Source organism: Nocardia coubleae NBRC 108252, assembly GCF_001612805.1.
Taxonomy (GTDB): Bacteria; Actinomycetota; Actinomycetes; order Mycobacteriales; family Mycobacteriaceae; genus Nocardia; species Nocardia coubleae.
On record NZ_BDBD01000018.1, the window covers coordinates 269823 to 281612 of the forward strand.

An 11790-nucleotide genomic window follows, 5' to 3' on the forward strand; every position below is an offset into this window, starting at 1 on the left:
ACGAAGGAGTGTGCAGTGGCTGAGGAGCTGGCCGGTGAACCCGATGTCGGATTCACCCTCACCAGGGTGGTCGTCGAGGACGACGGGGTGCCGGATCGTGCCACCGCGCTGAGCCATCGCATCGCGAAAACGGTTGCGGCCCTTGGTCCAACGGGCTGGTCGAAGGTCGAGGCGTCGTTCGCGATGACCGCGGCGGCCGAGGTGTCGATGATCGTCTTCCACGACGAGCAGGAACGTTTCGCGCGCGTGTTCCCCAGCCCGGAACTGCTCGACCTGCTGCGCGAGCATCGCCATGTGTCCGCGTCGATGGGTGACGGTCCGTGGTGGCGCTACCTGCTCACGCTCACCTCGGCGGGCCGGATGGATGTCGATTACGACTACGGCGACGAGCCGTTCCCCGACGACCAGCTCTTCCCGCCGACGGTGTACCGCACCGACATCGAGATCTATCCGCGCGACCACCTGCCGGTCTGGCTGGCCGCCTACATCGGCCACGACAACCGGCAGGTGCGCGGCCCGGTGGCCGCCGCCGAGCAAGCACGCGCGGACGCGGCGGCGGGTCGTACGGCGGTCGGCTCGGCGCCGGATGCGGAGTTCCCCGCCCTGGAACCGATGGCGCGACGGTGGGCACTGATCGCCGCCGCGTTCGTCGCGGTCGGCTCCAAGTGGGGCCCGCGCGTGACGCCCGCCTTCCACGTCTTCGAGGGCGCGTCGTTCAGCGGTTCCACCCTGTGCCTGCTCCCCGGGGACCGCGCGGTGCTCTCCGGCGGGGTGTGGAACGCGCCGGAACTCGACGCCGTCTACAACAACGACCAGCCGATGCCGGACTTCTACCTCGGTGCCCCGGACTGGGTCGCGGCGCCGGTGCTCAACCGGCGCGCCGAGAACGGCCTGCTCACCTTCTGCTACTGGTGGGAGGGCGGCCGCTGGTACCGCGGCGCCTCGCCGGGCGCCGACGCGCTCGCCCCGGCCGTTCCGGGCATGTGGGACACCAGAACTGTGGTCGACGTGCTCACCGGGCTGCTCGGCGAACGGGCTTCGCAGGCACAGAAGGAAGCCGTACCCGGTCTGGTCACGGCGGCCGAGCGAGCGGCCGTCGCCAGGGAGGCGTTCACCCGGGTGTTCCCCGCGGACGCCTATCACGTCGACGCCGCCTGGTTCGAGCTGAATCTCGGCGGCCTGCTCGGCACCCACACCGTCGGCCTGGCGCGATGATGTGCTGTTGCGCGCGCGGGGCGGGTGTGGTGTGCTCCCTCACCGACGAGCCGGTCGGGAGGGCTCGGAAGTCGGAGGGATTCGGGCATGACCAATGAACACGCCAAAGCTCAGATGGAAGACATCCTCGAGACCGTCCAGCAGCAGCTGCGGGCGATCGGGCAGGTCCAGCAGGACCGGGCGAAACTGGTTGCCAGCGCGACCGTTCGCAAACGCGTCACTGTTACGGTCAACGCCGACTACAAGGTGATCGAGACGAAGTTCGCCTCCGACATCGACGACCTCACCTACACCGAGATCGCCAAGGCCGTCACCGAAGCCGCCCAGCAGGCCGCGGCCGAGGTCGCCCGCAAGACCCGCGAGCTGATGGCGCCGGTGCAGACCGAACGCGCTCGCCTGCCCAAGCTCACCGAATTGGTCGAGGGCATCGGCGATTTCACCATTCCGCAGCCGGTCGAAGCCTCCCTCGAGCCACCCAATTCGCCGGAGCGGGAACGTCTCTCGTCCAACGAGGAGGACGGCTCGCGGGACCCATCGCGCACCGCCACCGACGCCGGCTGGTGACCCGGATGCTCGCACCCCCGCCACCGGCGGGATCGCCGCTGTACATGCGGAATTCATCTGTCGGACCGTAGAATCGTTAGCAAGCCGTGCGAATCGGCGGTGCCTTGGGAGCGCCGCGCGGTGGGACGGCCGTGGTGATCAGGACGACAGGGAGGGCTCGGACATGACACCGACTGGACCATCGGCGGCCCAACAGTGGTCTGGCCTGCGTTCGTCGGCTTCGGATGGGGCGCTGGTCCTCGAGCCGTCGGCGCTGCCGAATCTGGTGAACGCGGCCACCGATGCCCGGATCAAGGTGAACTCGGTCAAATCGTCCACCGATCTGGTCGGACAGCTCGCACGGTTCTCCTCGTTGGATTCGGGGCAGCAGCTGGCGAAACAGTTCTCGGACAAGGCCGGTGAGCTGGCGACCGTCCTCGGTAAGCACCAGACGATCCTCGACGACGTCGCCACCACCTTCATGGATGCGGCCAAGAGCTACAAAGGTGCCGACACCGCCAGCGAGGTCGATATGAACCAGCTGCGCACCACTATCGAGCAGAGCAAGTCCAAGGGTGACAAAGTCAGCTCCTCGGCGCCTGTGTTGCCCCTGCCTCCGGTGTCGCAGGGTGCACCCCCGTACCTCCCCGGCGTCACCACCCAGGTTCCACCGCTCGTACCCATGCCGGCCGCCGGCTCGGCGAACATTCCGAACGAGCTCATCAATGGCAAGAACTTCGATCCGGCCGAGGTGACCGCGGAGAATCCTGGCTCCTACAGCTATGAGGAGCTCAACATGATCCGGGTTTCCATCGAGGGCGTGCCTGCCAGATTGCGGACGGCGGCCGCGGACTGGACGTTGCTCAAGAACCAGGTGAAGCCGGCTTTCGATGACCTGAACGCGAAAGTTGGCGACAGTTCGAAGAACTGGACGAGCCCGGGCGGTGCCACCCGGGCCAGGGCGGCCATGAACGCCTACCACGAAGGCAACCAGAAGCTGGTCGAGCAGATGGGCCAGATTTCTGTCGCGCTGGAGTACGCGGCCGGTTGGCTTTCCGCTACGAAACAAGGCTTGGACAGCACGCTGTACATCCCGTCGTCTGTCAAGCAGAGCGAGCTGCAGGCCGCCAAGGAAGAGGCCGCGAAGAACGCGCGGAACGTACTGATGTCCACCTACGTGCCCGGAGTCAACGCGACGTCGAGTCATATCGCCACGTTGCCCGAGCCGACCGCGCCGACATCTGGAAACGGGACCGGCAACGGCGACGGCAACGGGAACGGGAACGGGAACGGCTCCGGAAACGGCAGCGGAAGTGGCTCCGGATCGGGTTCAGGCAGTGGTTCGGGCTCGGGCGACACTTCCGCCGCGTTCAAGAAGGCGATGGCCGACCTGCAGCAACAGCAGTCCGGTAACCAATTGGGCAACGGCAGCGCGGACACCAACGGCAACGGAGGGCTCGGTTCGAACGGCTCGACGGGATCTGGTTCCGGTTCTGGTTCGTCCTCGACCGATCAGCTGACCTCGGCCCTGCAATCCGGTCTCGAACAGGCCAGTTCCGCCGCGCAGTCCGCGCTGGAACAGGCTTCCTCGGCCGCCGAACAGAGCTCGCTCGCGGGGATTCCGAGCGCGGCCGGGCTCAGTTCGCTGCAGGAACAAGCGAAGAAGGCGCTCAATGCCGCGAGCAAAGGCGGTGGCGGAGGTGGTGGCTCCGGTGCGGGCGGTGGTGGCGCCGGTGCGGGGGCCTCGCCGCTTTCCCCGAGTCTGGACAGCGCCTCCAAACTGTTCCCGCGCGCGTCGGCCGCCACCGGGATGGAGTCCGCGTTCCGGGCAGGCGTCGCCTCGTCGGCCGCGGGCACGCCGATGGGCGGCATGCCGATGGCGCCGATGGGCGGTGCTGGTGCCGGTGGGCAGGGCCAGCAGAAGGAGCACAAGCGCGCCGACTACCTCGACTCGGTGGAGCATCTTGACGAGGCGCTCGGTGACGCGCCGATCGTTGCGAGACCAGTGGTGGAACAGTGACGCCCACTTGGGAATTCACCGGCGCGGAGTTCGAAGCGTTGTGGGCCGGTATCGAAGCCGAGTACATGCCCGAGCCGTTCATCCACTCCAGCGAGCCGTGCTCCGCTGACGAAGCGGAGTACGCGCTGAGACAGGACTGGATCAGGATCAAGCAGCGCTGGGGGCATGAGCTCGACGACATCATCGCGGTGCTCACCAAGCCCGATATTCGGGTGGTCGTGCGTGGATACGGTGGCGGCGAACGACTCACCGATCCCACGCTCTCGGTGCGCATGCTCGCGGTGCGCAAGGGTGACGTCGGATATCTGGTGCGTCAGCGTCCGGGCCGAACCCTGTATCACGCAGACGGATTCGTCGTCACCCGGCACGCCGCGCTGTCCCTCGGTGACGTTGTCGCCGGTCAGCTGCCCGCGGCCGAACCCGGCCGCAGCCGGGAGATCACCCTCGACGAACCCTCCGGTGACCAGTTCGATCACTCCTACGGCCGCTCACTGGTGCAGCACTACGACGACGACGCCGCGGTGCAGACGAAGACCTTTCAGCAGGCGAGCCTGGACCGTGACGGCTTCATCGATGTCGAACAGGGCTGGTCTCGATTCGGTCCGCGTGGCATCCTGCGATTGCGGCTCGGCTGGCGCGATCTGACCGACGACGGTCGCTATGTGATCGTGCCCGGCACACCGCCGGTCGCGGTCGGCGCCGATCGCAGGCGGCTGGTTTCGCTGATCAACAGTCAGATCGCGGAAGTTGTCAGAGCCATCAGGGATGATCGGTCGTAAGCTTGCGAAGGGAGGGGAAACCATGGACGAGTTTCCGACGGAGTTCACCGCGGCATCGCTGACGGGCGCGATCGCGGTCCGCACCACCGAGCAGGGACTGCCGCTCGGCGTCACCGTCGACGCGGACCAATTGCGGCGTGACCCAGCCGAATTGGCCGCCGAGATCCTGCGACTGTGCCAGAAGTCGGCCAAGCGCGCCGGGTTGGCCCGCCGAAACCAGCTGGCGGAGGCGGGTTTCGATCCAGCCCTGCTCGCCGCGACCGGGTTGCCGACCGAAGCCGAGGTGGCTGCCGCGGAGATCGTCGAAGAGCAGGAATACGACACCGAACCGCAGAGCTGGCTGCGTTCGGTTTAGAGCTGTCGATCCGGCGAAGAGGAGGGAGGACTCGGCGATGGTCGAAACCATGGACGAGCTGATCGCGAAGGTGCAGGGTCAGCTCTACCGGCTGCAGGATCTGGCCGAGGCCACCAACGACATCCGGGCACAGGAAACCTCGCCCGACGGGGCGGTCACCGTGACTGTCGACGGCAGCGGAGCGCTGGTCGGCCTGGAGTTCACCGGGGCGATCGCCAAGCTGTCGCCCGCCGACTTCGAGCGGGTCCTCGTGCAGACGGCACGGGCCGCCGCGCATCGCGCTTTCGGTTCCCGCGCCGAGCTGGTGACCGCGTACAACCGAGCGGGCACGTGAGATTCAACTGTTCTTAACCACGGATATGCGTGGCGCAGGCTTATGACGGGTAGATAAAGTAACGAAACACCGTGGGCTGTTTCGAGATTGGACGAAAGCCATGAACCAAGTTGCGGTAGTTCCCGACGCCGTCCGCGCGTACGCGGGTGCCTCGGCCACCATGGCGGCCGGGGTCGCGCAGGCCGGTGCGGTCGACCAGGTCGCCACCATGGCCGCCGCCGTGCCGGTTTTCGGCCTGATCGGCCAGGAATTCCTGATGTCGTTCGCCTACGCCCAGGCCAACCACCTCACGTCGGTGGCCGAGCTGGCCGCGGTGCACGCGGGCACGGCGCTCACCGCCGCCCAGGCCGCCACCACCTACGAGGGTGCCGACGGGGCCTCCAAACTGGGCATCGCGTCGGTCGACCAGTAGCCATGACGTACCCCGGGGGAAATACGGCGGGTGCGAGCGGATCGGTCGACCCGACCGTGCTGGAGCTGCTGCGCGGCAGTTCGCTGGCTCCGATGCTCGACCAGCCGGTGAGCCAGGTGCTCAGCTCGATGGGACTGCCGCAGTTGCCGCAGTTGCCGGAGTTCATCCAGCTGCCGGAGATGCCGCCGCTGCCGACGATCGACCTCACCGCCCTGATGCGCCCGCTCACCGAGCTGGCTTCGGCGTTCGGCACGGGCGCACTCGGCGGCACGGGCGACACCTCGGGTACCGGCACGTCGACGAATCCCGCCGAGGCGCTCACGAACATCAGCTCCGTGCTCGAGACGGTGATGTCGCTCGGGTCGACCGCGCTGCAGACGGTGATGCAGCTGTGGCAGAGCGCCGCCGCGATGGAGGCCGCGAACAAGGCGACGGCGGCGCAGACAGATGGGGCGAAACTCGCCGCGCAGAGCACCAGCGAGAAGGCGGTACTCACTCACGCGGCCGGCAATGTCGCGGTCGGTGGGGCCAAGCTGGCCGCGGTGATCGCGCGCTACTCCGCCACGCTGGCCCTTGCCCCGCTCTACGCGGCGACGCCCGGCGGGCAGGCGGTGCTGATCGCCGCCACCCTGGAAGCCATGGCCGAAGGTCTGGCCATCACCGCCGAGACCAAGGCCGAGATGATCGCTCGCAGCGGCGAGATGATGCAGGCGGGGGAGAAGGTCCAGGTGACCAACGCGCCGACCGGTGTGTCCTCGGGCGCCGATTCGCTGAGCCAGCTGATGGGTTTGATCTCCCCGCTGATCAGCACCGCGAGCACGGCGGCGTCCTCGATCGGTTCGCTTGCCGAGCAGGTGAATTCGCTGTCGACCAGCACCACCTCCGACGTGTCGGCCACCGGCGGCGAGATCGCCGCAGATGGTGCGGAGACGGCGGAGGGAGCACTCGGCGCGGGTGGCGGCGGTGGGGGCGCGATCGGCGGTGGCATCGGCGCGATCGGGGCGGCGGGCGCGGCGTCGACACCGCTCAGCCCGTGGCAGGGCGGTCGCGGTGGTGGGTTGTCGACGGTCGGCAGCACCGGTGCGGTCGCCACGTCCGGCGCCACCACCTCGGGCGGAGCGAACATGACGACCGCCGCGGCGAGCGGAGCGGCACCGGGCATGATGCCGATGGGTGCCGCGGGCGCGGGCATGCCGATGGCGCGGGCGGTGGAAGGCGGCGACAACGAAGCCGTGCACTCCCAGCTGGTCACCGGTAGCCACGGTGACGAGGTAGTCGGCCGGATCGAGGGTGTCTCCACCCCCGTGGTCGGCGCAGCCGAACCGATGGCCGCCGAAGCTCCCCCGGACAAGGAACTCTCACTGTGACGCGGCCCGACCACGACAGGAGTGGCAATGACTGACACCTTCGAATTCGATTCCACCGCGGCGAGTAAAGCCGCCGCGGCCCTGGACGGCATCGCCGACCGGCTCACCACCGAACTCACCGCCGTCGCCCCCGCGTTGCGGGTGGCTCCCGCCGGAACCGACGAGGTGTCGGCGCGCGCCGCGACCACCGCCAACAGCGTCGCCGACGACTACCTGGCCGGAGCCGAGGCGGGTGCGCACGAGATGAACAAGCTCGCCGCCACCCTGCGTTCCCAGGTCGCCGATTTCGACCGGATGGAAACCGACAACACCAGCGGCTTCACCGGAAAATGATCGAACCACCGCAGCCCGGCTTCACCGGAGTGGTGTGGGAGGCGCGCGAGCCGGCCAAGCTCGCCACCGACCTCACCTCCGGTGCCGGACCGATGCCGATGGCCGACGCGGCCGCCGCCTGGACGCGGCTCGCCGCGGCCTTCGGCGCGGCCGCGCTCGACTACGAGCAGGTGCTGCACACCTTGCGCGGCTCCTGGAAATCGGGCAGCAGCGAGCAAGTGTGGGAACGGATCTCGGCCCTGCGCGAATGGCTGCTGGAAACCGCCGCCGCCGCCACCGCCAACGCGGCTCGGTTGCAGGCGCAGGTGCTTGCCTACGAAGTGGCGGCCTTGGCCATGCCCAACACCGCCGATATCGCCGCGATCGCCGCGATGCAGCAGGCACTCGAACAGGTCGGCACGGCTCTCGGCGCTCCGATCAAGGCGATCGCCGCGCAGACCGACACCGAGGCCGACGCGGCGAAGGCCGTCGCCTCCCGGGTGATGCGCAGCTACGAAGCCGCCACCGAACCGCTTTCCACCCCGTGGTTGCACGCACCGCCGCCACCGATCGCGCCGGAAACCGCACTCACCGGCGAACAATCGGGCAACCCGGCCTCGACGCCCGCCGCGTCGGGCTCTCTCGGCATCGCTGGTGCGGGTATGGGCATGGGCGCGTTGCCACCGATGCCCGCCCCCATCCAGACTGCCTATCGCGCACCAGTTTTCGCGCAATCGGCAACCGCTGTCACCACCACGCCGCAACCGACTTCCGTGGCCACGCCCACCGGACAGGCGGCACCAGTAGCCCCGGCGGCCATGGCTCCCGCGGCGGGCGGGCAGGACACCGCGCACCGATTCCCCCGCGCGGGTCTCGCCCACGAGGAAGCCGACCAGTTGGTCGCCGAAGGCGAGATCCGAGCCGCGCCCGCCGTGCTCGGTGTCGCCGAACGTGCCGCCGCGCCGACCACGAACACCACCGCGGAGGGCCGGTCATGACCACACTGACCAACGACGCCCTCCTCGCCGTCGCCGAACGGCTCGGCGTGCAAACACTTCCGCTCGTCCTCGGCGTCGGGCCACGGCAGGACACCTTCGACGCCTGGCGTGCCGCTCGCGACGCCGCCGTCGCCGAACTCACCGCCACGGGCATTTTCGACGCCTACGGCGACGTGGAACCTGAACTCGCCGCGGCTGTCCACACCCTCGCCCAACCCGACGCCGAACTGGTCGCCCGCGGCTACGGCGAGGACAACCGGCGCCGGATCTGCCTGGCTCGGCGCGGCACCGGTCACGCTGCCGCCGTCTACACCGGCAGTACCTACGACATCACCACCAGCACCATCGACGGCACCGAACGCGAACTCACCCGTCTGCTGCTCGCCGCGCTCCCTTCCTGCGCGCCCGCCGAAGCAGCGAGCGTGAGCGTCCTCGCCGACGACCTCGCGGCCCGCTTGGATGCCGCCGAAACCACCTCCGACTACGTGGACGCGATGTATGCGCTCGGCATCGACGCGCACCAGGCGACCGTCCTCGGCGCGGTCTTCGGCAGCTGCCATGGCTACACCGAGATCGTCGCCGAAGTCCACCACGACGGGCTGACCACCCGAGCCCCTGGCGCGGTCGCGGTATACGACACCGCGCGCGGCCGGGTCGTCGTGACGCCGGCAACGGCGCCCGACGGGCAGGTGTGGTCGACCATCACGCCGGGCACCGACCACCGCCTCACGCAGGCAGTCGGTGCGCTCCTCGAGGGGCTTCCCGGTGGGAGGTGGCAGCCCGATTAAGCCAACTCTCGTTTCAACCATCAAGTAAGAAAGGTTCGGCACATGCCCCCTCAGGGACCAGTAGGTGTAGAAGCAGGCGGCGTAGACGGCGTCGTCTCCAAGCTCGAAGGCACCATCAACAACCTGCGCACGTCGGTCGGTCAGATCGACGACGCGGCCCAGGCCGTGCTCCGCGGCTGGAAGGGTGACGCCTCCTCCGAATTCGTGAAGGTCGCCCAGGCCTGGCACGACGAGGCCGACGCCCTCAACAAGAAGTTCGACCGCCTCACCGAAGCCGTCAACGGCGGCAAGTCCACCCTGGTGAACATGGACCAGGGCGGCCTGTCCGGCGGCGGCGCCGGCGGCGGTGGCGGCAGCTACACCAACCTCTGACCGCGAATCAGACACGAACAGGAACTGAGCTCATGACCATTCTTTACGATCCCGCGGCGATGAACGAGCTGTTCAACGACCTGCAGACCTACGGCGGGAAGATGAAGGGCGAGATCGACGAACTCGAAGGCGCCGCTTCGGACTTCCGGGCCAACCTGCAGGGTGACAGCGCTATCGCCAGCTTCGACACCGCGCACAAGAACGTCACCACCGAGCTGACCGACACCCTCGACAAGCTCGACAAGCTCGCCGCACAGGTCGAGGCCGCGCTCAGCCGCGCGCTCGAGGCCGACGGCAAGGTCGGCGACGGATTCGCCGGGTTCTGAAATTTGGAGCGCTGGCGCGCTCGAGCGCGGCCCCCTTGGGGCCGAACGAAAAACGGGGCTGGACTCGTGCCTTCGGCACTTTGTCCAGCCCCGTTTTTCGTTCGGCCGGGCCGCTTGCCCGCTTCGCGGGCAATGCCTCCTCGGGGTCGGCCTGGGCGGGGGCGGATTCAGCGGGAGGCGACCAGGGATTCGCCGATGTAGTGCATTTCGTCGGGGGTGGTGACCATCGAGACGGTGGCGCTGCCGGTGCTGGTGCGGACGGTGATGCGGTTGGGGGCGTAGGGATCCTGGACGAGGGTGACGTCGGGTGGAACCGCTTCGGGGTCGCGTTCGGTGGTGCGGACTTCGATGATGGTCGCGCCGCCGAGGTGGGTGGTCGGGGCGATGCCGTCGAAGACGAGGACCGTGGTGGTCGGGTAGGGGGCGGCGGGGACCGGTGGGGGTCCCGGCGGGGGTTGGGGGGAGGCGCCGGCGGCTCGGGGGGCGATCGACAGGAGTTGGGGGGTGGCGAGATTGGCGACCATGGAGTGCCAGGCCTGGGGACGCGAGGTGTGGACTACGGCGTGGGCGCCGAGCGCGGTGGCGCGCAGGACCACCTGTTGTGCCAGGTCGAGATTGCCGATGACGTCGACGTGGCGGGTGCCCGCGCCGATGAGGGGGACGGCGATGCCCTGGCCGCGTTCGTCGGCGCCGATGAGCTGGCCGCAACCGGTGGTCGGTACGGCGATGTCGGTGAGGGCGGCCAGGGTGCCGCGGTAGCCGTCGCGGCCGCCGAAATCGTCGGCGGCGCCGAGGGGCAGCGTGTCGAGCAGGATGCGGCGCTGGCTGCCGGGGAGTTCACGCAGGCCGGCGAGGGGCGGCTGTTCGTAGGGCGCCGCGGTGTCGAAGCGGACGACGGCGTTGAGGACCACGGTGCCCGCCCGGTCGTCGGCCCGCTCCACCCGGCGGGTGCCGGGGTGCAGGCGCAGGGTGACCGTTGTCGACAAGGTCGGCAGCGACCAGATCTCGGCAAGCCCACCGGTGCTGATCATGGGAGCGGTCAACTGGTAGTGGGTCAGGTGCCTGCCGAATTCGGATTCGAGGCCGTCGGCGGTCTCGGTGAGCCGGGCGGGATCGAAACCGTGGGCGAGTTCGCGGACCGCGCTGTTCATCTCGGTGGCGGTCAGGATCGCGGCGTCGATGCCGTGGGTGGCGAGCCGGTTGGCCACCCGGCGGGTGGCGATGATCATGGTGCGCAGGGCGCCGGTGGCGCCACCGCCGCGCTTGTCGACCGCGGCGGCATTGGCCACGGGGTCGAGACGCAGCACCAGCCAGCAGGTGCGGTGGGCGATGGCGGGCAGTGGGCCGAGGATCCGGTCGTAGAGGTGGGCCGCGGCGCCGGTGCCCGCGGTGCGTGCGCCGGTGGCGATGACGTCGATGCTCACCAGCTCCACATCGAACTGGTCGAGGCAGCGCGCGATCTCGGTGAGCGGCAGCAACTGGTCGGCGCTCAGGGTGCCACGACGCAGCAGGTTCAGCGAGTCCGGCGGCGGGTCGATGCGCAGCATGGTGAGCAGCAGATCGCCGTCCCAGCGCAGACCGCAACCACCACCCTCCGGCAGCGGCACGTCGAAGGCGGGTGCCCGGTCGATGGTGTCGGTGCGGTTGCGCCAGCGGCGCGCCAGCCAGTCACCGATGCGCACCGCGGGTGGGCGACGCCGAATCGGGACAAGTCCGATCAGCAGCACCACAGCCGCGCCGCCGATCGCCCAGTAGCCGGAATCGGTGGTGGCCAGCACAATCCAGGCCACCACGGCCGCGAGCACCGCGACCGGCACACACGCGCGCAGCGGATACATTCGGAACAACCAGAATTCCGGGTCACGCAGTGTGTCGTAGACGTTGTCGCCGCCGGTTTCCCCAGCGTTCATGCTGTCGTTCAAAATAGTTGTCCCTGCTTGGCATTCGTCGAATCATGGTGAAGGACAAT

14 protein-coding genes are annotated in these 11790 nt (G+C 68.8%); 13 read left to right on the forward strand and 1 reads right to left on the reverse strand.

All coding sequences use genetic code 11. The features are described 5' to 3' along the window. Positions 1–15 precede the first annotated feature (15 nt). The 13 genes from NCO8_RS18305 (at position 16) to NCO8_RS18365 (ending at position 9821) form a co-directional block, all read left to right on the forward strand. Positions 16–1215, forward strand: a complete 1200-nt coding sequence (locus NCO8_RS18305) for a hypothetical protein (protein ID WP_067641158.1) — start codon at positions 16–18, stop codon at positions 1213–1215. A gap of 87 nt (positions 1216–1302) precedes the next feature. Continuing rightward, positions 1303–1779 (forward strand): YbaB/EbfC family nucleoid-associated protein, encoded by a 477-nt coding sequence (locus NCO8_RS18310; protein WP_067641160.1) that lies wholly within the window; start codon positions 1303–1305, stop codon positions 1777–1779. A 163-nt stretch (positions 1780–1942) separates the two neighbouring features. Continuing rightward, a complete protein-coding gene (locus NCO8_RS18315; protein WP_157104964.1) occupies positions 1943–3778 on the forward strand; it encodes a WXG100 family type VII secretion target in 1836 nt (611 codons plus the stop codon). Beyond that, positions 3775–4557, forward strand: a complete 783-nt coding sequence (locus NCO8_RS18320) for an ESX secretion-associated protein EspG (protein WP_067641164.1) — start codon at positions 3775–3777, stop codon at positions 4555–4557. The genes NCO8_RS18315 and NCO8_RS18320 overlap by 4 nt, the downstream gene beginning before the upstream one ends. A 22-nt stretch (positions 4558–4579) precedes the next feature. Beyond that, positions 4580–4912: a hypothetical protein gene (locus NCO8_RS18325; protein ID WP_067641166.1), complete on the forward strand. Its 333-nt coding sequence runs from the start codon at positions 4580–4582 to the stop codon at positions 4910–4912. Positions 4913–4949: 37 nt separating this feature from the next. After that, positions 4950–5246 (forward strand): YbaB/EbfC family nucleoid-associated protein, encoded by a 297-nt coding sequence (locus tag NCO8_RS18330; RefSeq protein WP_067641168.1) that lies wholly within the window; start codon positions 4950–4952, stop codon positions 5244–5246. 100 nt (positions 5247–5346) lie between these two features. After that, positions 5347–5658 (forward strand): type VII secretion target, encoded by a 312-nt coding sequence (locus NCO8_RS18335; RefSeq protein WP_067641169.1) that lies wholly within the window; start codon positions 5347–5349, stop codon positions 5656–5658. Between the two features lie 2 nt (positions 5659–5660). Then, complete coding sequence (locus NCO8_RS18340) at positions 5661–7025, forward strand: hypothetical protein (protein ID WP_067641171.1); 1365 nt, start codon at positions 5661–5663, stop codon at positions 7023–7025. 27 nt (positions 7026–7052) lie between these two features. Further along, a complete protein-coding gene (locus NCO8_RS18345) occupies positions 7053–7358 on the forward strand; it encodes a PE family protein (RefSeq protein WP_067641173.1) in 306 nt (101 codons plus the stop codon). Then, complete coding sequence (locus NCO8_RS18350) at positions 7355–8335, forward strand: PPE domain-containing protein (RefSeq protein ID WP_067641175.1); 981 nt, start codon at positions 7355–7357, stop codon at positions 8333–8335. Before NCO8_RS18345 ends, NCO8_RS18350 begins: the two co-directional genes overlap by 4 nt. Continuing rightward, entirely contained in the window at positions 8332–9123 is a 792-nt protein-coding gene (locus tag NCO8_RS18355) for an ESX secretion-associated protein EspG (protein WP_067641177.1), read from the forward strand. The genes NCO8_RS18350 and NCO8_RS18355 overlap by 4 nt, the downstream gene beginning before the upstream one ends. Before the next feature lie 42 nt (positions 9124–9165). After that, complete coding sequence (locus NCO8_RS18360; RefSeq protein ID WP_067641179.1) at positions 9166–9495, forward strand: WXG100 family type VII secretion target; 330 nt, start codon at positions 9166–9168, stop codon at positions 9493–9495. A 32-nt stretch (positions 9496–9527) separates the two neighbouring features. Continuing rightward, positions 9528–9821 (forward strand): WXG100 family type VII secretion target, encoded by a 294-nt coding sequence (locus NCO8_RS18365; protein WP_067641181.1) that lies wholly within the window; start codon positions 9528–9530, stop codon positions 9819–9821. Between the two features lie 167 nt (positions 9822–9988). Here the strand turns inward: NCO8_RS18365 and eccE are convergent, their stop codons facing one another. Further along, positions 9989–11731, reverse strand: coding sequence for a type VII secretion protein EccE (gene eccE / locus NCO8_RS18370; protein WP_067641603.1), 1743 nt, complete (start codon positions 11729–11731; stop codon positions 9989–9991). Positions 11732–11790: the final 59 nt, after the last annotated feature.